We start from the raw sequence: 20,573 nt of genomic DNA on the forward strand, positions 1-20,573 counted from the left end.
TCGAACTCCGCTGGACCAATGCCGAGGGCCCAGTTTACCAGGAGGGCGTTCACTTACTGGACGCGACGGCGCCGGGTGCCGCCTCCGCGCGCCCTAGGTGAGCAGGCCCCGGGCGATCTCGCGCGCTTCGGTCAGCAGGCCCTCGCCGTGGATGCCGTGGTGGGCGAACGCCCCTTCCAGCAGCAGGAAGAGGTGGCGCGCCAGGCGCTCCGGCTCCGCGGCGAGGGGTTCGTGCTCGGCGATGAGCTCGCCGAGGCGGTCCTCGACGGACCGCTTGTGGTACCGGATGATGGCGTACGCGGGGTGGTCCGCGGGCAGCTCGGCGGCGGCGTTGAGGAAGGCGCACCCGCGCTTGCTCGTGCGGGCGTCCTCGGCGTAGACGTCGAAGAGGGTCAGCGCGCGGGGCGGCTCGGCGGCGGCGAGGCGCTCTTCCAGGCCCCGCCACCACCCCGAGTGGCGGTTCTTCAGGTAGGTCGCCACGAGGACGTCCTTGGCGCCGAAGTTGTTGTAGAGCGTGCGCTTGGTCACGCCGGACTCCGCGGCGATCGTGTCCACCCCGACGGCGTGGATGCCGCGGTCGTAGAACAGCTCGGAGGCGACTTCCAGGATGCGCCGCGCCCGCGGGGTCAGGTCCCCCGCGTCGGCCACCTCATGCTCCACGCCACACCACCTTGACTTTCACAGGGCTGTAAAAATACGTTGTCCAGCGTTATACAGACCAGTATAGGAGGTGTCGTGCTGCGGCGGCTCGGACCCGCGGTCCGCGCCGACCCGTGATCCATCCAGGCCGCCGGTTCGGCGACCGCGCCCTTCGCCGCTGCGCGCACCGCGCACGCCCGGCCGCTCCCCGGCCGGGCGAAGCCGTGCCCCGCGAACGGCGCGTCCGCGCGGACCCTCCGGCGGTGCCTCGCCGGAGGTGCGACCGCCCACGCCGCTTCGAGCGCACCACTCGCGCACGGCGTCCCCGGCATCTCGCCGCTCACCGGCCCCGCCGCGCCGACGGCACCCCACGATTGAACAGCACATCGCACGCAGAGTAAGGAGCACGTGTGGCTTCCCCAGCAGAAGCGGACCGGAGACCGAACCGCCTGGCCGAGGTCTGGCGCGGCCTGTCCAAGCCGGTGTTCGTGCCGGCGCTGCTGATCATCCTCGTCGCCCTGGCCTTCGCCACTTGGTACGGGGCCGCCTACGGCGACGACGCCGAGACGGCGTTCACGAACCTGCGGGACGGCATCGGTGGCACGGTCGGCTGGTGGTACGTCCTCGTCGTCACGACCTTCCTGGTCTTCGCGTTCTGGGCGGCACTGTCCAAAGTGGGCAACATCCGGCTCGGGCGGGACGACGAGCGGCCGGAGTTCTCGCGGTTCTCCTGGTTCGCCATGCTGTTCTCCGCCGGAATGGGCATCGGCCTGGTCTTCTGGGGCGTGGCCGAACCGCTGAACCACCTGATGTCCCCGCCGGAGATCGCGGGCAACGCAGCCGGCACGCCGGAAGCCGGCCGCGCCGCCATCGGCCAGGCGCTGTTCCACTGGGGCCTGCACGCGTGGGGCATCTACGTCGTCGTGGGGCTCGGGCTGGCCTACATGTCCTTCCGCCGCGGTCGCCCGCTGTCGATCCGGTGGCTGCTCGAACCGGTCTTCGGCCGCAAGCTGATCGAGTCCTGGGTCGGCCACGCCATCGACGTGTTCGCCATCGTCGGCACCATCTTCGGCGTCGCCACCTCGCTCGGGCAGGGGGCGCTGCAGCTGCAGGCCGGCCTGGTCCACCTCGGGTGGTTCAGCCCGTCCAACGCCCTGCTCCTGGGGCTGGTGGTGGTGGTCACCGCGGTGGGCACCCTGTCCGTGGTCAGCGGCCTGAACAAGGGCGTGCGCTGGCTCTCCAACGCCAACATGACGCTGGCGGCCGTGCTGGCCCTCTGCGTGCTGCTGGTCGGGCCGACGGTTTTCCTGTTCCAGTCGATGGTCCAGAACACCGGTGAGTACCTCCAGACGCTCCCGGAGCTGATGTTCGTCACCGGCGCCGGTGCCACCGACGGCTGGACGCTGAGCTGGACCCTGTTCAACCAGGGGTGGTTCCTGAGCTGGGCACCGTTCGTGGGCATGTTCATCGCCCGCATCTCCCGCGGCCGCACCATCCGGGAGTTCATCCTCGGCGTCATGCTGGCGCCCACGGTCATCGCGATCCTCTGGTTCACGATCTTCGGCAGCACCGGGATCCTCCACCAGTTGCAGAACGGTTCGATGGTCGGCGCGGACGGCACCATCGACACCAACACGTCGTTGTTCCTGCTGTTCGAGAACCTCCCCGTGGGCGGGGGGATCGTGGTCGCGCTGTCGGTGATCGCCCTTCTGGTGATCACGTTGTTCTTCATCACCTCATCGGACTCCTGCTCGCTGGTGGTGGACGTCCTCTCGCACGGCGGGCGCACCGAGACGCCGCGCGCGACGCGCGTGTTCTGGGCGGTGATCATCGGCGTGGTCGGCGCCTTGCTGCTGCTCGCGGGCGGGGAAGCCGCGCTCACCGTGCTCCAGGTCAGCTCGATCGCCGGTGCCGCGCCGCTGTCGATCATCTACGCACTGGCCGTCATCGCGCTGGTGCGGATGTTGCGCTTCGAGATGGCCACCATGCCGCGCTACGTGCGCATCCGGCCCCAGGCCACCCCGTCGGCGCTCGTGGCGACCGCCCGCAAGGAGGCCGACGACGAGGAGGAGCTCCACCGCAGCCTCCGCGAACTGCTCAAGGAGCACGGCGGGCAGGCGCCGCCGCGCGGTCGCTTCAAGGGCGCCTCCGCGGCGCTCGGCGGACTCGAGACGGCCACGACCGGAAACCCGTCCGCACCGGCCGCCCGCGGCGCGGACACCACGGTGCTGGCCGTCCACGACGTCCCGGCGCACGCCACCACGGTGGACTCCGAGACCGGCGCCATCGGACTCGACGGCGACTCCGCCTTCCGGGACCCCATCGCGGGCGAGGTCTTCGACACCCCGGAGTTCACCGCCTCCGCCGTCGGGGCCGAGCACGAGACCGAGGAGCTGCTCCGGAAGTACGCGCCCGGCAACGGCCGCTGAGCCGGAGCCGGTCGCCGAGGAACGGGGGCGTCAGCACGCGCGGTGCCGGCGCCCCCGTCGTGCTACCGGCCCCGGCGAGCGGCTCGGCGGTAGGCACTCGCCGTGCAACCGGACGAGCAGGTCCTCGGCGCCCTCGACGCCCCATCGCCGGCCGAGGTGCTCGGCACCGCTGGACGAGGCCGAGATCGGCGGGATCTCGGCCTGCCCGGTGCGCCGGACCCCGCTGCCGTGGTGCGCCATCCGCTCGACGAGCTCGGCGATGGAGAACATCGGGACGCCGCGCCGCCGCGCCGTCGTGATCAGTGCAGTAAATCGATCTATCCGTTCATTATACGAACATGCATTGCCCGCGCCGCCACCCTCCCTGTCAGGTCGAGCGCGAAAATCCGTGCCAAAACAGCAGAACTCTGGGGTTGACGCCGAAAGCGGCCGAGGTCACAATACCGGCTAAGCGTTCGTATATTGAACGAACTGTTCGTGTTTTAGTGAGTCATCGCCGAGTCCGCCGCTGCCGGAGGGCGCCGCCGCTCCGCGTCGGGTTCCGCCGCGAGGTGTCCGGCCCGTTCGGGATACGAATCGCGAGGGAGTGCTGTCACCGTGACCGAGAAAGCTGATGTCGTCGTGGTCGGCGGCGGGATCGCCGGGCTGATCACGGCCCGCGAGCTCGGCCGGCAGGGCGTTCGCGTCGCCGTGCTGGAGGCCAGGGACCGGCTGGGCGGCCGGGTGTGGACCGACCACCGCCTCGGCCGCGACCTGGAGCTCGGCGGGACTTGGTTGCACTGGGTGCAGCCGCACGCGTGGGCCGAAGTCACCCGGTACGGCCTCGAGGTGACCCGCGGACCGCGCCCCGAAGAGGCGTACTGGCTGGCCGGCGACGAGGTCCGGTCGGGAACGCTCGACGCCTTCATGGAGCTGATCGACCCGGGCATGCGCCGGCTCCTGGACGGGACGATGCGGTGGATCCCGCGCCCGGACGCGCCCACCGCCGCACCCGGGCTCGCGTCGGTGGACGGCTTCAGCGTCCAGGACAAGCTCGACGAGCTGGACCTGCCGGTCGAGGAGTACCGCGCGAACGAGGCCGCCTGGGTCGGGCACTTCAACGCCCCCCTCCAGGACGGCGCGTTCACCAGCGCGCTGCGCTGGACCGCCGCCACCGGGGGCTCGTGGCACCTCATGCACGAGGCTTCCGCGGTGTTCCGCCTCGCCTCGGGGACCCGATCGCTGGTCGAGGCCATCGTCGCGGACACCCGCGCCGACTTCCGCACCTCCACCGAGGTGCGCCACGTCGAGCACCGCCCGGACGGTGCCGCGGTGACCACCGCCGCGGGAGAGCGCATCGAGGCGGGCCGGGTCGTCCTGACGCTGCCCCAGAACATCCTCGGCGGACTGGCCGTCGAGCCGGAGCTCAGCGCCGGGAAGCGGGCCGCGAGCGAGGAGGGGACCGCGTCGCGGGGGGTGAAGATCTGGATCCGCGTGCGCGGGCCGATCGCCCCGTTCTTCGCCTACTCCTCCGCCGCGCACCCGCTGTCGGTCGCGCGCACCGAGCACGTCGGCGACGACGACGCCGTGCTCGTGTCCTTCGGCGCCGACTCGCGGCGGATCTCACCGCACGACATCGACGCCGTCCGGGAGGCGCTGCGGGTGTGGCGGGACGACCTCGAGGTCCTCGAGGTCACCGGGCACGACTGGATGGCCGACCCGCACTCGCGGGAGACCTGGCTGATGCAGCGCCCGCACCAGCTCACCCGCTACTCCGAGGCGCAGCGGCGCCCCGAGGGCGTCCTGCACTTCGCCAGCAGCGACAACGCCACCGTGTGGGCGGGTTTCATCGACGGCGCCATCGAGAGCGGACTGCGCGTCGCCCGCGAGATCGGCGCGGACCTCGGCGCCGCGCGCTGACCCCGGCATCCGAATGGGAGGGAACGCGAGCATGACCACGTCGTCTCCAACGATCGAGGCACGCCACTTCCGCGACGTGATGGGGCACCTGCCCACCGGTGTCGTCGTCGTGGCGGGCCGCGAGCCGCGCACCGGGACCCCGGCGGGACTCGTCGTCGGGACGTTCCAGTCGCTGTCGCTGGACCCACCGCTGGTCAGCTTCAGCGTCGCGACGACCTCGACCAGTTGGCCGAAGATCCGCCCGGCCGGGTACTTCAGCGCCAGCGTCCTCGCCGACGGGCAGGACGACGTCTGCCGCGCGCTGTCGAGCAGGGGTCCGGACAAGTTCGCCGCGGTGGGGTGGCACGAATCCGGCGACGGCAGCCCGCAGATCTCCGGCGCGCACGCCTGGATCGACTGCCGGGCGGTGCACGAGCTGGCGGGCGGGGACCACCGCATCGTGATCGCCGAGGTGCGCGGCCTGCGAGCGGGCACCGGTGCACCGCTGGTCTACCACCGCGGCCGGTTCGGCGGGTACCGCGCGATTCCCGCCTGAGCACGACCCGAGCGCACCACCCACGACGGGACCTCCGCCGACCTCACGGACGGGAGTGGACGATGACGTCTCACCGCATTCGACTGTTCGCCTTCGACTTCCAGGGCCCCGCACACCTCTCGGCCGGGCTGTGGCGGCACGAGCTGGACCAGGGCTCGCGCTACCAGGACCTGCGCTACTGGACCGACTACGCCAAGCTCCTCGAGCAGGCCCGGTTCGACGGCGTGTTCTTCGCCGACAACGTCGGCTACCACGACGTCTACCAGGGCAGCGCCGCCGGCGCGCTCGCCGACGCGGCCCAGATCCCGGCCAACGATCCCTTCCTCGTCGTCTCGGCGATGGCCGCCGCCACCGAGCACCTCGGCTTCGGCCTGACCGGGTCCACCTCGTACGAACACCCCTACGCGCTGGCCCGCCGGTTCAGCACCCTCGACCACCTCACCGAGGGGCGGATCGGCTGGAACCTGGTGACCTCCTACGCCGACAGCGCCGCGCGCAACCTCGGCAACGGCAGGCTGACCCCGCACGACGAGCGCTACGCCGTGGCCGCCGAGCACCTCGAGGTCTGCTACAAGCTGTGGGAAGGCTCCTGGGAGGACGGCGCGGTCGTCCGCGACGCCGCCCGCGGCGTCTACGTCGATCCCGAGCGGGTGCACGACATCGACCACCGGGGGACGTACTTCACCGTGCCCGGGTTCGCCCTGTGCGAGCCCTCCCCGCAGCGCACCCCCGTCCTGTTCCAGGCGGGCGGATCGTCGAGGGGGCGGGCGCTGGCCGCGGCCGGCGCGGAAGGGGTGTTCGTCAACGCCGTCTCCAAGCCCGCGCTCAAGCGGCAGGTCGACGCGCTGCGCGCGCTGGCCGTGGAGCACGGTCGCGACCCGGACGGCCTGAAGGTGCTGCAGATGCTCAACGTGGTCTGCGCCCCGACCGACGAGCTGGCGCACGCCAAGTACGAGGAGTACCGCCGGATGGTGAGCTACTCCGGCGCGATGGCCCGCTACAGCGGGTGGACCGCGCTGGACATGTCCCGGTTCGACCCGGACGTGCCGCTCAGGCACGTCAGGACCGAGGCCGGGCAGACCATGGTGGACCTGTTCTCGAAGATGGACCCCGACAAGGAGTGGACCCCCCGGGACATCGCCGAGTTCGTGGGCATCGGCGGCACCGGCCCCACCATCGTGGGTTCCCCGGCGACCGTCGCCGATGAGCTGATCCGCTGGGTCGAGGAGACCGGCATCGCCGGCTTCAACCTCGCGCACGCCGTGAAGTACCGGGACATCGCGGACTTCATCGAGCTCGTCGTGCCGGAGCTGCAACGCCGCGGAGCGATGTGGACCGAGTACGCCGGGTCGACCCTGCGGGAGAAGCTCTACGGCCCGGGGATCGTGCGGCTGCTCGACGACCACCCCGGGACCCGGTTCCGCCACCGCGCCACCGTCGGCGCCGCGCGCTGACCCGCCTGCCGGAGGGGACGACACCATGCGCACCAGCGAACTCCGGGGAGTCGCGACGGCGCTGCGGGACGCGCGCCGGACCCGGGTACCGGGCAGCACGCGCAACGCCCTGGACAATCCGCCGACTGGCACCGCACGGTGTCGAGCAGTTCCCGGGCAGGTCGTCCTCCCCGGGAGCTGCCTGGAAGCGGTGCCGATGGATTCCGCCGGCTGCTCGCGGGCTAATCGGACCCGGTGGTGGCGAGGATGGCGTCGCGGCGCCGCCGTTCGTCGTCCTCGATGGCGCGGGCGCGGCGCAGGGTCGCCCAGGCCTCGTGCGCCGGGACCACGACGACCCCGTCCCCGTCGGCCGCGATGAGATCGCCGGGGCGGGCGACGACGCCACCGACGGCCACCGGGACGTCGATCTGCCCGGGACCGTTCTTGTACGGACCTGCGGGGTTCGCCGCGCGGGCCCAGACCGGGAACCCGAGCTGCTCCAGCTCGGCGATGTCGCGGGCGGCACCATCGATGACCATGCCGGTGATCCCCCGCGCGCGGGCCCGTTCGGCGATGAGCTCACCGATGAGCGCCCGACTGGTGTCACCGTGGCCGTTGACGACCAGGAGATCGCCCGGCCGGGCGGTGGCCAGCGCGCGGTGCACGGCCTGGTTGTCGCCGCGGGGCACCCAGACGGTGCGGGCGTGGCCGACCGCTCGCGCGCCCTTCCACAGCGGGCGGATACCGCCGTCGAGCAGGCCCATCCGGTCGCGGGCGTCGCCGATGGCGGCCACCGCCAAGGACGCGCAGGCGGTGCGCAGGTCGTCGGTGGCGCCCTGCTGCTCGTCGGCGAGGGCGTGGTGCACCTCGGCGGTCGCCCGGGTCATGGGTCCGCGCTGGCCGAGGGCGTCGAGCAGCGCGACGGCGGCGTCGGCCTCCCCCGCGCGGCGCGCGGCGTGCCTGGCGGTGCCGGTGCGCAGGCGTTCGCGGGTGGCCGCCCCGCTGCTCAGCTCGCCGTCGATCTGCGCGGCGACCCAGTCCTCCGCGCCCGCCGCCCGGGCGGCCTGCAACGACTCCGTGATCAGTGCGCCGAGCCCCTTCATGAAGGTGCTGCGCAGCAGCTTGCGCGCGGAAGCCGCGCCGGCCGTCCCGGCGATGGTCTCGGCGCGGGCCCCGAACGCGGTGAAGTGGTCGGTCACCGCCGCGGCCGCCTGCCCGCTGACGAGCACGTGGGTGGCGACGCCGAAGCGCGGGACGGAGCCGATCACCGAGACGTCGGCGAAGCGCTCCGCACCGACGATCGCGGCGAGGGATTCCTTGAGCTCCGGCGAGCCGGCGTTCATGTCGGCGTAGACCGTCGCGTCCGCGAGGTGCCCGGCCACCGCTTCGGCGGCGGCAGCGGCGTGCGCACCACCGACCAGGCTCAGCACCAGATCCGCTCCGGCGGCGGCCTCGGCGGCGGTCCCGGCCCTCGCGACACCGGCGGGGTCGCGGCCGGCCCCGGGTCGTAGCCGGTGACCGTCCAGCCGCGTTCGGCCAGGTCCGCGCCGTAGCGGGCACCGGCTTCGCCGAGGCCGAGGACGCAAACGTGCATGAGGAACTCCTTCGTGGGTGGCGGGCGCGCCCGGTCGGGGACGCGCCCGGGCGCGGGTTCAGTCCTGGGCGTCGCCGGTGCCGGAGTCCGGCAGGTAGCTCCCGGCGAAGGCGACGAGACCGAAGACGACGGCGGCGGTGATGCTGGGCAGCAGCAGCACGTCCGAAGCACCGGTGACCACCCCGGGCCGCAGCAGCAGCACGCCGATGACCTGGGTGGCGACGAGGAGCACCGCCAGGGCCAGGAAGACCAGCAAGGTGGTGACGAACAGGATGCGGATCGGTTTCCGGAGGCGGTGGCGCGCGGTGGTGGTCATGGGTCGCTCCTGCGAGGTGGTGTCGGACAACGGATTTCGGGCGGCACCGGTTCAGGGGGCGAAGACCGGCAGGACACCCCAGGCGATCAGGCAGCCGATGAGGGTGATCGGCAGCATGTAGTAGCCGATCAGCGGCGCGAACGTCCGCTCCGGCTGGGCCCCGGTCAGCCCGGACGCCACGAAGATCGACCCGGACGCGGGCGGGGAGGCACCCTCGGTCGAGGCGAACACGAGGATCGCGGTGACCGCCAGCACCGGGTCGACGCCGACGCCCACCAGCGAGAACAAGGAGACCTGACCGACCGCGGTCAACGTCGCCGTGGACGACAGCGGACCTGCGATCACGGCGATCAGGATCCCGACCAGCACCACCACGACGTACTTGTTTACCGCGAGTCCGTTGAGGATCGCGTCGATGTCACCGGCGAGCCCGAGCCCGTCGAGGACCTCGCTCGCCGCGACCGCGAAGAACAGCAGCGCCCCGACGGTGGCGAAGCGCGGCATCGAGTCGGCGAGGAACCCGAACCAGCCCCGTGCGGTCCTGGGCAGCCGGTCGCGGCCGACCAGCAGCGCCAGCGCGCTGATCATGATCGGGATCCAGGTCAGGATGGAGATGTCGTCCACGGACGCGCCGAGGTGCTCGTCCGAACCGAGGAAGGACGCCACCGGGCCGACCGTCACGAGGATGGGCAGCAGGGCGCCGAGCGCGATCGCCGGAGCCCAGCCACCGGCGCGCACGCTGCTGCGCAACGGCACGACGGAATCGGCGGGGATCGGGGCGATCCGGTCCCGCCGGACGAACCAGCCGATCACGAGGAACCGCCACAGCAGCTGGTACGCGCCCGCCGCGAGGAGTGCGAGGTAGATCTGCCCGGTCGTCACCATCGACCCGGCGAACCCGATCATGATCACCATCGAGGCGCTCGGCGGGAGCGCCGCGCCGAGGCCGCCGTTGCCCGCCAGGACGGTGGCGCTGCGCTCGGGCTTCCACCCGTTGCGCACCATCCACGGCCCCGTGAACGAACCGGTGGCCGCGGTGTTTCCCGAGTTCGACCCGGACAGCGCGCCCATCACCGCCGACCCGGCGGTGTCCACCAGCGCCGGGCCACCGCGCAGGCGGCCGAACAGCGAGTTGAGGATCGCCAGCAGCTTCTGGATCAGGCCGGTGCGGTCGACGACGTAAGCCATGAACACGAACGCCAGCGCCGCGTACAGCACCTCCTCGTCGAGTGCGCCGGTCACGCCGTCGAGCAGCGCGGTCGGGGCCCGCGGGCCGGCGAACGCCGCCGTGGCGAGCAGGCCCAGCAGCATGGCCTCGCCCATGTTCCGCCGGAGCAGCACGTTCCACACGATGATCACGGTGATGAACGCGCCGAGCGCGTACAGAGCAAGAGGCATAGTCATCAATCCCCGGCATCGCCATCGACACAGAGCGACAAGAGGTTCCATACAGCGGTAACTCTCATCATTGTGTGAGCTTTCTACGCGAGGGTTGAACCGCCCGTCAACACCCGGGCACCGGAAGGTGCCCCCAGGAGGCGCCAAGGGTTACCACTGCGTGAGAAGATCGGCGGGCAACCGAGGAGCAGAAGGCGAGGGGCACGACACGATGCCAGCGGAGAAACCGACGTCGACGATGCGCTCGCTCGAACGGGCCATCGACGTCCTGGAGGTCCTCGACCGCACGCACCAGGCCGTGCGCCTCAGCGACATCGCGCGGCAAGCGGGATTGCCGGTCGCGACCACCCAACGCATCCTCAACGTCCTCGAAGCCCGCGGGCGGGTCGAGCGCGACGCCACCGGCTACCGCCCCGGGATCGGGATGATCTTCGGCGCCCACGCCTACCTCACCACGAGCCCGCTGCTGGTGGCGGCCCACCCGGTGCTGGCCGACCTCGCGGCCGAAACCGGGCTCACCGCCTCGCTGTTCCGCCGCCACGACCGGTCGCGCATCGTGCTGGCCCGCTCCCCCGGCAAGCGGCCGCTGCGCTACGAACTGCCCGTCGGCGAACGGCTCCCGCTGCACCTCGGCGCGGGGAAGGTCCTCCTCGCCCACATGGCGGCGCCGGAGGTCGACGCGCTGCTCGACGAGATCGGCGACCACGTGCTCGCCAGCGGGGCCGGCGTCAGCCCGGACCAGCTCCGCGACGAACTGGGGCGCATCCGCGAGCGCGGGTTCTCCGAGGCCCGCAACGAACGCGAACCCGGCATGGCCTCCATCGCCGCCGCGCTGCCCGCACCGGGCGACGGCCCGCACGTCGCCGTCCAGGTCGCCGGGCTCATCGACGACATCCCCCCGGACCGGGTCGAGGGCCTCGGCGTCGAGGTCCGGCGCGCCGCCTACGCCATCACCCGCCGCCTGACCTGACAGCGGAGAACGACCGCCGGTGAGCACCGCCGAGCAAGTCGGCCGTGCCGGTCCCGGACTAGCGGCCGGGGGCTCGGTCCCGGTTCGCGCTCAGCGTTCGAGGCGCGCGGAGCCGCCAGGACTCCTCGATCAGTTCCCGGAGTTCATCGGCATCGACGTCGTCCAGGCGGACCAGGACGACGGGGTGGCCGTCGTAGTGGGAGGTGGTGAAGAAGGTGCCGGGGTCGGAGGCGATGAGCTCCTCCTTCTCCTCCACCGAGGCGACCCAGACCACGAGCGCCTCGGGGTCGTCCCGAATCCAGCTGAACACCCGGGCTTTCGTTCGCCAGGAAGGGCATCCCCCGTACGACTCGCGCTCGTAGGCACCGGGCAAGCTCAGCGCGATCCTGCGCACGTCGTCTTCGGTGGCCATCGGCCTACCCCTCCTGCCGTTGCGGCGATCACGCCCTCCCGGCGGATCTCCGGCATCGTCATGGTGCCCGGCCCCGAGCCCGCGCGCCAGCGTGCCGACCTGGGCATCGGCGAGCCGCACCGCGCTCGGGAGCGGACCGGGGGCCTGGTCACCGCCCGGGCCCGCCGAGGGCACCCGCCGTTCAGCCGGAGCGCGATTGTCCGTTCACCTCCCGTGCCGCTAGTGTTCCGCTCCGGTCGGACCGGCGCGGCTCGGGAGGTTTCGGGGATGGCCGTCAAGCGCAACGCACGTCATCGAGGAGCGCCCGCCGTCCGCGCGCGTCGCCGGTTCGGGCGGGGGTTGGCCGGTGCCGCGCTCCTGCTGGTGGCGACGCCCGGGCAGGCGTTGGCCGAACCGCCGAGCGCGCTGCCGGGCGATGCCGCCGCGGCGGACGCCAAGTGGCAACCGGCGTTCGACTACGACACCGACGGCTGCTACCCGACGCCCGCGATCGGCCGCGACGGCACGATCGCCGAGGGGCTGAAGAACTCCGGTGCGCTGAACGGCAATTGCCGCGATCAGTCCGATCTGGACAACACGAACTCCTACTCGCGCTCGCGCTGCGACGACAGCGGCTGGTGCGCCTACCTGTACGACCTGTACTTCGAGAAGGACCAGGCCGTCCCGGGGGTCGACGCCTTCGGGCACCGGCACGACATCGAGCACGTCGTGGTGTGGGTGCACCACGACGAGGCCCGGTACGTCTCGGTCTCCGCGCACGGCGACTACACCACCTACCCGAGCTCGGAGGTGCGGTGGGAAGGCACCCACCCGAAGGTCGTGTACCACAAGGACGGCGCGGGCACGCACGCCTTCCGCATCGCCACCGGCGGGGACGAGCCGCCGGAGAACCACTACGAGACCTGGCAATACCCGGACCTGGTGAGCTGGAACCGCTTCCCGGCGGGCATCCGGGACGCGCTCACCGGCGCCGACTTCGGCGCGGCGAGCCTGGCGATCTCCGACGGCGCGTTCGAGGACAACCTCGCCGGGGCAAAGCCCGCCGAGGTCCCGTTCACCGCCGCCGGATGACGACCGGCTGATCCCCTCACCTCCCGCCGCGCCGGGCCGCACCACCCGGCGGCGGACCCGAGCGGTGCGTCCGCTGCGGAGGCGGCGCGACGCCGTGCGCTGACCGCGGGTTCCGGAGCGGCCGTGCCTGCGCACGCCGCCTCGAAGCACCTGGCGCCGGGCTTCACGACCTCGTTGACGCAAGCCGGGGTCGTCCGCGACGAGTAGATCACCTGCCTTCCTCGCGCACCGGACGCCAGCACCGCCCCGCGTCGACGCAGCTCCGCCAGCGGTCCCGTTCCTGGGCCCGCGGACCCGGCCTCAGGTGGCCACCCGGTGACGTTCTCTTGACGGGCAGGAGAGCTGTCGCTAGCGTGCTCGCATCGCAAAAGTATACTTTCACATAACGGAATGATGCCGTGTGAATGACCCGTCGCTGCGCCCTCCGGGCGGCCCCGCAACTCGCTCCGCGTCGTCCGGAGCGCCGCACGCCCCTCCTCCCCGCGCAGAACCGACGCCGCGAACGACCGCTGCCCCGCGGCACCCGCGCGAGGTGACGCACCTCCAACGCGAGCGGCGAAGCCGCGGCCGTCGCAGCAATCGAGCCCGCGGCCGGCTCCCCCACGACGGCCGTCGCTGAGCCGCCGTCCGAACCGGACACCACATCGGGGACCCGATCCCCGGACGACCGCCGAATTTCCTCCCGAGGACTGGAGACCGCGCGATGCACAGCGAGAACCCGGGCAGCCCGCCCACCGCCGGACACCCCCCACCGGCGGCGGGCGCGGCGACCGCCAGCTCCCGGTTGTACAGCTACGACCTCGCGCCCACCCGGAAGGACGGGCGCCGCTGGGGCGCCTACAACGTCTTCACGCTCTGGGCCAACGACGCGCACAGCCTCGGCAACTACACCTTCGCGATCGGCCTGTTCGCCCTCGGCCTGAACGTCTGGGGCATCCTGGTCGCCTTCGCCCTCGCCTCGCTGCTGCTGTTCCTGCTGCTGACGCTGTCCGGCTACATGGGGCACAAGGCCGGGGTGCCGTTCCCCGTGATGAGCCGCATCGCGTTCGGCACCCGAGGCGGGCAGCTACCGGCGGCGGTGCGCGGTGTGGTCGCGATCGCTTGGTTCGGCATCCAGACCTACCTGGCGTCCTCGGTGCTCAACACCTTGCTGCTGGCCATGTTCCCGGCGCTGCAGCCGTTGCAGGAGCGATCGGTGCTGGGACTGTCGGTGCTCGGCTGGATCACCTTCCTCGCGCTCTGGGCGGTCCAGGTCCTCATCGTCAGCTACGGCATGCACGTGATCCGCAAGTACATGGCGGTGGCCGCCCCGGTCACGCTCATCACGATGTGCGCGCTGGCGATCTGGCTGTTCGTCCGCGCGGACGGGTCCATCGCGCTGTCCACGGACGATCCGCTCACCGGGGCGGCGATGTGGGCGCAGATCCTGGAGGGCGCCGCGCTCTGGGTGGTCATCTACGGGACGTTCGTGCTCAACTTCTGCGACTTCACGCGCTCGGCCACCAGCCGCGGGGCGATCCTGCGCGGCAACCTCGTCGGAATCCCGGTGAACATGCTGTTCTTCGCCGTGATCGTCGTGGTCCTCAGCGGAGCGCAGTTCGAGCTGGACGGCAGGGTGATCACCAGCCCGACCGACATCGTCCAGACGATCCCGAACATGTTCCTGCTGGCGGCGGCCTCGATCGCCCTGGTGGTCCTCACGATCGCGGTGAACCTGCTGGCCAACTTCGTGGCGCCGATCTACGTGCTCGTGGACCTGTTCCCGCGGCACCTCGACTTCCGCCGGGCCGGTCTGGTGAGCGCCCTCATCGGTCTGGCCATCCTGCCCTGGAACCTCTACGACAACCCGGTGGTGGTGAACTACTTCCTCGGCGGTCTCGGGGCGCTGCTCGGTCCGCTGTTCGGCGTGATCATGGCCGACTACTGGCTGCTGCGCCGGACCCGGGTGAACATCCCCGACCTCTACACCGAGGACGAGCGCGGCGAGTACCACTACCGGGGCGGGTACAACCCCAAGGCCGTGTGGGCGTTCGCCCCCGCCGCCGCGATCGCGGTCGTGCTGGCGCTGGTACCCGCTTTCAGCGCGGTGGCCGGGTTCTCCTGGTTCATCGGGGCGATCCTCGGCGCCGGCATCTACGCCGTCATCGGCGACCGCAAGCCCGACGCGCGGGACGTGGACGGCGAGTCCATCGCGGTTCCGTCCGAGTGAGGTGTCCCGCGGGAACGGCGGCCGCGCGGCGGCGCCCGAGTTCCCGCACCACCCCGCCGTCGAACACCCAGGGAGGTCCAGGAGTGCGCATCCTCGTCGTCAACGTCAACACCTCGGCGTCCATCACCGAGTCCATCGCCGCGCAAGCGGCGACCGCGGCCCGGCCGGGCACCGAAATCGTCGCGCTCACACCCGCTTTCGGCGCGGAGTCCGTGGAGGGCAACTACGAGAGCCACCTCGCCGCGATCGCCGTGATGGAGGCCGTCCGGGCCTACCGGGAACCGTTCGACGCCATCATCCAGGCCGGGTACGGCGAACACGGCCGGGAAGGGCTGCAGGAGCTGTTCGACGTCCCGGTCGTCGACATCACCGAAGCCGCCGCGAGCACCGCCCAGTTCCTCGGCCGCACCTACTCGGTCGTGACCAGCCTGGACCGCACGGTCCCGCTGATCGAGGACCGGCTGACCGCCGCCGGTCTCGCGGCCCGGTGCGCCTCCGTGCGCGCCAGCGGCCTCGCCGTGCTCGACATCGAGCGGGACCTCCGCGCCGCCGTCGACGCCATCGCCGAGCAGGCGGTCCGCGCGGTGGACGACGACCGGGCGGAGGTCATCTGCCTGGGCTGCGGCGGCATGTCGGGACTCGGCGAGCGGGTGCGCGAGCGCACCGGTGCGCCCGTGGTCGACGGGGTGACCGCGGCCGTCACGATCGCCGAGTCGCTGGTGCACCTGGGGCTGCACACGTCGAAGGTCCGCACCTACGCCCCGCCGCGCCCCAAGGCGATCGTCAACTGGGACCCGCCGCGGGCGCGCGGATGATCGACCGGCCGGGCGAGGGCGGCGCTCAGCACAGGTCGTGGGCGAACACCATGCGCCGGCTGGAGCGCACGTGGCGGCAGGCGAGTGCGGCGGCGCGCTCCGCGTCGCCCGCGGCGATGGCCGCGTGGAGCTGCTCGTGCTCGGTGCACACGCGCTCGGGTTCCAGGTTCAGGCGGAAGAGGTACGCGAGCCGGCCGTGCAGCGGTTCGAGCACGTTGGCCAGCAGTTCGTGGCCGGACAGCGCCACCAGCTCGTCGTGGAACGCGGCGTTCGCCTCCGCCATCGCGGCGAGATCACCGGCTTCCAGCGAGCGCCGCGCGGTCGCGGTCAACGCCGCCGTGCGCGCCACGCCCGCCTCGCTGCCGCGCTCGGCGGCCAGCCTGGCGGCCAGCACCTCCAGGGCCTCGCGGACGTCGAACAGCTCCTCCGCCTGGCGCCGGTCGAGGCCGCGCACGAAGACCCCGCGCCGCCGGTCGCGCACCTCCACGAGCCCGTCGCCCTGCAACCTCCGGATGGCCTCGCGCACCGGCACCCGGGAGATCCCGAACTCCGCGGCGAGGTCCTGCTCGAAGAGCCGGTCACCGGGATGCAGCCGCCCCTCCGCGATCCGCGCCCGCAGCGCTCGGCGGACCTGCTCGCCCAAGGAGGCGTTCGGCTGCCTGCGGAGTTCTTCGGCGGCGGACACGGTCCCTCCTCACACGGTCGGGCCGAGCCTAGTCGACCGGGCCGCGGCTCCGTCCGGAGCGGCGCCGAGGGCCCTTACCCGATGGTGTCAACACGATTGCCCGGTTCCGAACGCGGCCGCCGGGCCGCGGGCACGCCGCGAGGCCCCGGTCTTCGGCGACGAGCGCTGGACCGCCGACCTGGCCGGGCGCCTCGACGTCCGCACCCGGCTGCCCGGTGCGTCCAGGACGAGCTCGGTGGTCCGGCTCGCGCGCGATGCCGCCCGCCGGGCGCCGCCCGCCCGGCGCTGCGCGCCTTCCTCCAGGCCTCCCGGCCGCAGGTGCCGGCTTCGAACCCTCGGCGTTGCGCCGCGCCGCCGAAGACCGGCCGCTCAGCGCCGCCGACCACGGCTGACGGGACGGCCGTCAGCGCGGCGCACTAGGGTCCTCGCCCGTGACCGAACAACTCCCGACCGCGGCTGCCTACGACGCCGTGGCCGTCCGCTACGCCGAATTCGCCCGGAACGAGTTCGACGCGCTGGTGCTGGACCGCGCGCTGCTCGCCGCGTTCGCCGAGCTCGTGCGGACCAACGGTGCCGGACCGGTCGCCGAGCTGGGCTGCGGCCCCGGGCGGGTGACCGCGCACCTGCGCGACCTGGGCCTGGACGTCTTCGGCGTCGACGTGTCGCCGGTGATGATCGACCTCGCCCGCGAGGCGTACCGGGACCTGCGGTTCGAGGTCGGTTCCATGGAGGCCCTGGACCTGGCCGACGACGCGCTGCACGGCGTCGTGTCCTGGTACTCGGTCATCCACGCCGCACCGCAGGACGTGCCCGCGTACTTCGCCGAGTTCCGCCGGGTGCTCGCACCGGGCGGCCACCTCCTGCTCGCGTTCTTCGAGTCCGAGGGCGGACCGGTGACGGCGTTCGACCACCAGGTGACGACGGCCTACCGGTGGCCGATCGACGACCTCGCGGACCTCGCGCGCGCGGCAGGATTCGCCGAAGTGGGCCGGATGCTGCGCGAGCCCCGCGAAGGCGAGCGCCACCGCCGGGGCCACCTGCTGCTGCGCGGTGCCGCGGAGCAGCGGTGACGCGGGAGCCCGAACGCATCGTCGCGGCCCAGTCGGCGATCCCGGCCGCAGCGGCGGCATCAGTGCAGGGAATCGTCGGCACGCGGCGACGGGCTGGCGCAGCACGGCGCGGGATCTCGGACCGCGACGTCGGCTGGTCGAAACGGCCAGGTTCACCTCCACGCCCGCCGCACGCCGAGTCGGCGCCCGCCGGGCCGGTCCCGGCTAGCGGCCGGACCAGTTCGGGGTGCGCTTCTCGGCGAAGGCGCGCGGGCCTTCCTCGGCGTCGGCGGAGGCCAGCATCTCCTGGTAGCGCGGGAGCCGCCCGCTGCGCAGCAGGCGGTAGCCGTCCGCGACGTCGAGGGCCGCGGTGCTTCGGGTGATCTCCTTGACGGCGGCGACGGCCAGCGGTGCCGCCGCCACGATCCGGTGCGCCAGCTCGGCCGCGGCGTCGCCGAGCCCGGTCGCCGGGACGACGCGGTTCACCAGGCCCCAGCGGTGCGCCTCGGCGGCGTCCATCCGCCGACCGGTCAGGAGCAGCTCGGTCGCCACCGCTTGCGGGAGGCGGCGCGGCAGCCGCAGCACGCCGCCCGAGTCGGGGACCATGCCGAGGGTGACCTCGGTGAGCGCGAACTCGGCGTGCTCGGCGGCGACGACCAGGTCGGCGGCCAGCGCCAGTTCGAAACCGCCGCCCAGCGCCAGGCCGTTGACCGCGGCGATCACCGGTTTGTCCAGGTCGAAGAACTCGGTGAGCCCGGCGAAGCCGCCCGGGCCGTGATCGGCGTCGATCGCTTCGCCCTCCGCCGCCGCCTTGAGGTCCCAGCCCGCGGAGAAGAACCGGTCGCCCGCGCCGGTCAGCACCGCGACGCGCAGCGAGTCGTCGGTGCGCAACCGGTCGAACGCCGCGTGCAGGGCGTGGCTGGTCGCCACGTCGACGGCGTTGGCCTTCGGCCGGTCCAGGGTGATCGTGAGCACCCCGCCGTCGACGTCGAGCCGCACCTGGTCGGTCATCGGACCTCCTCCACTTCCCGCACCAGCACGTCTACGGCCACCGCGCCGTGCGTCCGCGCCAGCAGCGGGTTCACGTCCAGTTCCAGCAGTCCCGCGTTGGCCGCGGCGTACCGGCCGATCGCCGCGATCGCCTCGACCACGGCGTCCACGTCCGCCGCCGGGCCGCGGAACCCCGCCAGCAGCGGCCAGATCCGCAGCCCGCGCAGCGCGTCGAGGACCTCCGCGCGGGTCGCGGGCAGCAGCAGCGTGGCCGAGTCCCGCACGAGCTCGACGAGCACCCCGCCCGCCCCCACGGTGAGCGCCAAGCCGAACCGCGGGTCCCGCCGCACGCCCACGATGAGCTCGGCGACGGCGTCGTCGACCATCCGCTCGACGAGGAACCGATCGCCGAGGGCGGCCATGCCCGCCACCGCGTCGGTCACCTGCTGCGCCCCGGTGAGGCCGAGCCGCACCCCGCCCGCGTCGCTCTTGTGCGCCAGTTCGGCCGACACCGCTTTGACCACGACGGGAGGGCCCAGGGCGGCGGCCGCCGCCGCGGCGCCGTCGGCGTCGACCACGCGCCCGTCGGGGACCGCGAGCCCGTACCCGGCGAGCGCGCGCTTGCCCGCCGCTTCGTCGAGCTGCCGGGCCGCGCCGGTCGGCATCGCCGGGACCTCCAGCGGGCGCACCGAGCCGACCTCGCGCTGCGCGGCCCCGATCCGGACCGCGGCGCGGATCGCCGCGAGGCAGTCGGACAGCCCCTGCATGGGCGCGATCCCCTCGGCCAGCAACCGCAGGCGGACCGGTTCCGGGAGCCCTTCCGGCAGCGCGCTCACCGCGCAACCAGCGCCGCCTGCCGAGCGCTGCGCCGCGACGAAGGCGTCCACCGCCGTCGACCACGGCCCGGCGGAGCAGCGGTCGTCGCGGGGGAAGTCGACGAGCAGCAGGTGGCAGTCGAAACCCGCGCCGAACAGGGCGGTGAAGCACGCCGTCTGCGCCGGGAGGTCGCCCCAGATGTAGGTGTGGTAATCGAGCGGGTTCGCCACCGCGACCCGCTCCCCGAGCAGGTCCCGCAGCCGGGCCCCGGTCCCGGCGGGGAACTCCGGGAGCTCCAGACCGCTGCGCTCCGCCAGGTCGGCGACCAGCGCCGCCTCCCCACCCGAGCAGCTCGCCGAGGCGATCGCACCGCCGTCCAGGGCGCCGTGCACGTGCAGGAACTTCAGTACCTCGACGAACGTCTCGACGCGGTGCACCCGGGCCATGCCCGTCCGCCGGAACAGGGCGTCGCACAGCACGTCCGATCCGGCCAGCGAGCTGGTGTGGCTGAGGTTGGCCTGCGCGCCGAGCTCCGAGGTGCCGGACTTGAGCACCACGACGGGCACTCCCCGGCGCAGCGCCCGCAGCGCCGCCCTCGACAGCGCCGCGACGTCGTCGATGCCCTCCAGGTGCAGGCCGATCGCGGTGATCCGCGGATCGGCGAGCATGGCCTCCATCAGCTCGGCGACACCGGTCAGCGCCGCGTTGCCGAGCGTGACCAGCCGGGCCACCGGCAGCGAACGGCGCTGCATGGTGATGTTCTGACCGATGTTGCCGCTCTGCGTGATCACCCCGACGCCCCGGTCGACGCGGGTGCCGCCGTGCTGGTCGGGCCACAGCGCCGCGCCGTCGAGGTAGTCCAGGCCGCCGATGCAGTTGGGGCCGATCAGCGCCATGTCCCCGGCGGCGGCCACCAGGCACCGCTGCAGCTCTGCGCCGTCCGGGCCGTGCTCGGCGAAACCGGAGGCGTGGCACACCGCTCCTCCGGCGCCGAGCTCCGCCAACTGCCGCACGACCTCGACGGTGGCCTCGCGGGGACCGCGACGAAGGCCGCGTCCGGGACCTCGGGCAGCTCGGCGACGCTGCGGTGGCACGGCAGGCCCTCGATCTCGGACCGGCTCGGGTGTACCGGCCGGATCGCTCCGGTGAAGCCGAGCCGGCGGCACTGCCGGACGACCTCGGCCGCGGCGTCGCCGCCGACCACCGCGATGTGCCGCGGGGACAGCAACCGGCGCAGGTTCCGCGCGCGCGGCGGGGGATCGGGAACGCCGTCGAGGCCCATCGCACCTCCTGGCCCGGGGGTGTTCACGGCG

At 72.8% G+C, this 20,573-nt stretch carries 20 protein-coding genes; 10 read left to right on the plus strand and 10 right to left on the minus strand.

Annotation, left to right across the window (positions count from 1 at the left end; genetic code table 11):
- Positions 1–93: 93 nt before the first annotated feature.
- Positions 94–660, minus strand: a complete 567-nt coding sequence (locus ACQP0T_RS17020) for a TetR/AcrR family transcriptional regulator (RefSeq protein ID WP_433868953.1) — start codon at positions 658–660, stop codon at positions 94–96.
- Between the two features lie 389 nt (positions 661–1,049).
- On the opposite strand from ACQP0T_RS17020, the gene ACQP0T_RS17025 reads away from it, so the two are divergent.
- The 5 genes from ACQP0T_RS17025 to ACQP0T_RS17045 all read left to right on the plus strand — a co-directional run bounded on the left by ACQP0T_RS17025 (position 1,050) and on the right by ACQP0T_RS17045 (position 6,956).
- Complete coding sequence (locus ACQP0T_RS17025; protein ID WP_433868954.1) at positions 1,050–3,068, plus strand: BCCT family transporter; 2,019 nt, start codon at positions 1,050–1,052, stop codon at positions 3,066–3,068.
- Positions 3,069–3,170: 102 nt separating this feature from the next.
- Entirely contained in the window at positions 3,171–3,485 is a 315-nt protein-coding gene (locus ACQP0T_RS17030; RefSeq protein WP_433868955.1) for a hypothetical protein, read from the plus strand.
- A 180-nt stretch (positions 3,486–3,665) separates the two neighbouring features.
- The gene (locus ACQP0T_RS17035; RefSeq protein WP_433868956.1) at positions 3,666–4,967 is read left to right on the plus strand and encodes a flavin monoamine oxidase family protein; all 1,302 of its coding nucleotides are present in this window, start codon (positions 3,666–3,668) and stop codon (positions 4,965–4,967) included.
- A 31-nt stretch (positions 4,968–4,998) separates the two neighbouring features.
- Complete coding sequence (locus ACQP0T_RS17040) at positions 4,999–5,502, plus strand: flavin reductase family protein (protein ID WP_433868957.1); 504 nt, start codon at positions 4,999–5,001, stop codon at positions 5,500–5,502.
- Between the two features lie 62 nt (positions 5,503–5,564).
- Positions 5,565–6,956, plus strand: coding sequence for an LLM class flavin-dependent oxidoreductase (locus ACQP0T_RS17045; protein WP_433868958.1), 1,392 nt, complete (start codon positions 5,565–5,567; stop codon positions 6,954–6,956).
- 221 nt (positions 6,957–7,177) lie between these two features.
- Here ACQP0T_RS17045 and ACQP0T_RS17050 read toward each other — a convergent pair whose 3' ends face one another.
- Genes ACQP0T_RS17050 through ACQP0T_RS17065 form a run of 4 tightly spaced genes read right to left on the minus strand, consistent with a single transcriptional unit; the run spans position 7,178 to position 10,243 of the window.
- Positions 7,178–8,365, minus strand: a complete 1,188-nt coding sequence (locus ACQP0T_RS17050; RefSeq protein WP_433868959.1) for a DUF1932 domain-containing protein — start codon at positions 8,363–8,365, stop codon at positions 7,178–7,180.
- The gene (locus tag ACQP0T_RS17055) at positions 8,359–8,529 is read right to left on the minus strand and encodes a hypothetical protein (protein WP_433868960.1); all 171 of its coding nucleotides are present in this window, start codon (positions 8,527–8,529) and stop codon (positions 8,359–8,361) included. Before ACQP0T_RS17055 ends, ACQP0T_RS17050 begins: the two co-directional genes overlap by 7 nt.
- A gap of 58 nt (positions 8,530–8,587) precedes the next feature.
- Complete coding sequence (locus tag ACQP0T_RS17060) at positions 8,588–8,845, minus strand: hypothetical protein (RefSeq protein WP_433868961.1); 258 nt, start codon at positions 8,843–8,845, stop codon at positions 8,588–8,590.
- A 51-nt stretch (positions 8,846–8,896) separates the two neighbouring features.
- The gene (locus tag ACQP0T_RS17065; protein ID WP_433868962.1) at positions 8,897–10,243 is read right to left on the minus strand and encodes a TRAP transporter large permease subunit; all 1,347 of its coding nucleotides are present in this window, start codon (positions 10,241–10,243) and stop codon (positions 8,897–8,899) included.
- Between the two features lie 211 nt (positions 10,244–10,454).
- Between ACQP0T_RS17065 and ACQP0T_RS17070 the strand changes: the two genes are divergently transcribed.
- Positions 10,455–11,213, plus strand: a complete 759-nt coding sequence (locus ACQP0T_RS17070; RefSeq protein WP_433868963.1) for an IclR family transcriptional regulator — start codon at positions 10,455–10,457, stop codon at positions 11,211–11,213.
- A 58-nt stretch (positions 11,214–11,271) separates the two neighbouring features.
- On the opposite strand, the gene ACQP0T_RS17075 is transcribed toward ACQP0T_RS17070, so the two are convergent.
- Positions 11,272–11,625, minus strand: coding sequence for an MmcQ/YjbR family DNA-binding protein (locus ACQP0T_RS17075; RefSeq protein ID WP_433868964.1), 354 nt, complete (start codon positions 11,623–11,625; stop codon positions 11,272–11,274).
- A 267-nt stretch (positions 11,626–11,892) separates the two neighbouring features.
- Between ACQP0T_RS17075 and ACQP0T_RS17080 the strand changes: the two genes are divergently transcribed.
- The 3 genes from ACQP0T_RS17080 (at position 11,893) to ACQP0T_RS17090 (ending at position 15,720) form a co-directional block, all read left to right on the plus strand.
- On the plus strand, positions 11,893–12,696 hold the full coding sequence (locus tag ACQP0T_RS17080; protein ID WP_433868965.1) for an NPP1 family protein: 804 nt from the start codon (positions 11,893–11,895) through the stop codon (positions 12,694–12,696).
- Between the two features lie 703 nt (positions 12,697–13,399).
- Positions 13,400–14,905, plus strand: coding sequence for an NCS1 family nucleobase:cation symporter-1 (locus ACQP0T_RS17085; protein ID WP_433868966.1), 1,506 nt, complete (start codon positions 13,400–13,402; stop codon positions 14,903–14,905).
- 83 nt (positions 14,906–14,988) lie between these two features.
- Positions 14,989–15,720, plus strand: coding sequence for an aspartate/glutamate racemase family protein (locus ACQP0T_RS17090; protein WP_433868967.1), 732 nt, complete (start codon positions 14,989–14,991; stop codon positions 15,718–15,720).
- A 25-nt stretch (positions 15,721–15,745) separates the two neighbouring features.
- Here the strand turns inward: ACQP0T_RS17090 and ACQP0T_RS17095 are convergent, their stop codons facing one another.
- A complete protein-coding gene (locus ACQP0T_RS17095) occupies positions 15,746–16,405 on the minus strand; it encodes a GntR family transcriptional regulator (RefSeq protein ID WP_433868968.1) in 660 nt (219 codons plus the stop codon).
- Between the two features lie 431 nt (positions 16,406–16,836).
- Between ACQP0T_RS17095 and ACQP0T_RS17100 the strand changes: the two genes are divergently transcribed.
- Positions 16,837–17,475: a class I SAM-dependent methyltransferase gene (locus ACQP0T_RS17100; RefSeq protein WP_433868969.1), complete on the plus strand. Its 639-nt coding sequence runs from the start codon at positions 16,837–16,839 to the stop codon at positions 17,473–17,475.
- Positions 17,476–17,679: 204 nt separating this feature from the next.
- Here ACQP0T_RS17100 and ACQP0T_RS17105 read toward each other — a convergent pair whose 3' ends face one another.
- The 3 genes from ACQP0T_RS17105 to ACQP0T_RS17115 are packed head-to-tail and all read right to left on the minus strand — an operon-like array spanning position 17,680 to position 20,542.
- Positions 17,680–18,465 carry an enoyl-CoA hydratase-related protein gene (locus ACQP0T_RS17105; RefSeq protein ID WP_433868970.1) on the minus strand — a complete coding sequence of 262 codons (786 nt, stop codon included), beginning with the start codon at positions 18,463–18,465 and terminating at the stop codon, positions 17,680–17,682.
- On the minus strand, positions 18,462–20,264 hold the full coding sequence (locus ACQP0T_RS17110) for an acetate--CoA ligase family protein (protein ID WP_433873753.1): 1,803 nt from the start codon (positions 20,262–20,264) through the stop codon (positions 18,462–18,464). The genes ACQP0T_RS17105 and ACQP0T_RS17110 overlap by 4 nt, the downstream gene beginning before the upstream one ends.
- Positions 20,147–20,542 (minus strand): CoA-binding protein, encoded by a 396-nt coding sequence (locus tag ACQP0T_RS17115; RefSeq protein WP_433873755.1) that lies wholly within the window; start codon positions 20,540–20,542, stop codon positions 20,147–20,149. Before ACQP0T_RS17115 ends, ACQP0T_RS17110 begins: the two co-directional genes overlap by 118 nt.
- Between the last annotated feature and the right edge of the window lie 31 nt (positions 20,543–20,573).

Source organism: Saccharopolyspora sp. CA-218241, from assembly GCF_050954615.1.
Lineage (GTDB): Bacteria > Actinomycetota > Actinomycetes > Mycobacteriales > Pseudonocardiaceae > Saccharopolyspora > Saccharopolyspora cebuensis.

Bases quoted from the DNA above. Each gene is read 5' to 3' on its own strand.
- ACQP0T_RS17040 (WP_433868957.1), top strand. From the start codon at position 4,999: ATGACCACGTCGTCTCCAACGATCGAGGCACGCCACTTCCGCGACGTG.
- ACQP0T_RS17045 (WP_433868958.1), top strand. From the start codon at position 5,565: ATGACGTCTCACCGCATTCGACTGTTCGCCTTCGACTTCCAGGGCCCC.
- ACQP0T_RS17055 (WP_433868960.1), bottom strand. From the start codon at position 8,529: ATGCACGTTTGCGTCCTCGGCCTCGGCGAAGCCGGTGCCCGCTACGGC.
- ACQP0T_RS17060 (WP_433868961.1), bottom strand. From the start codon at position 8,845: ATGACCACCACCGCGCGCCACCGCCTCCGGAAACCGATCCGCATCCTG.
- ACQP0T_RS17065 (WP_433868962.1), bottom strand. From the start codon at position 10,243: ATGCCTCTTGCTCTGTACGCGCTCGGCGCGTTCATCACCGTGATCATC.
- ACQP0T_RS17070 (WP_433868963.1), top strand. From the start codon at position 10,455: ATGCCAGCGGAGAAACCGACGTCGACGATGCGCTCGCTCGAACGGGCC.
- ACQP0T_RS17075 (WP_433868964.1), bottom strand. From the start codon at position 11,625: ATGGCCACCGAAGACGACGTGCGCAGGATCGCGCTGAGCTTGCCCGGT.
- ACQP0T_RS17080 (WP_433868965.1), top strand. From the start codon at position 11,893: ATGGCCGTCAAGCGCAACGCACGTCATCGAGGAGCGCCCGCCGTCCGC.
- ACQP0T_RS17085 (WP_433868966.1), top strand. From the start codon at position 13,400: ATGCACAGCGAGAACCCGGGCAGCCCGCCCACCGCCGGACACCCCCCA.
- ACQP0T_RS17105 (WP_433868970.1), bottom strand. From the start codon at position 18,465: ATGACCGACCAGGTGCGGCTCGACGTCGACGGCGGGGTGCTCACGATC.
- ACQP0T_RS17115 (WP_433873755.1), bottom strand. From the start codon at position 20,542: ATGGGCCTCGACGGCGTTCCCGATCCCCCGCCGCGCGCGCGGAACCTG.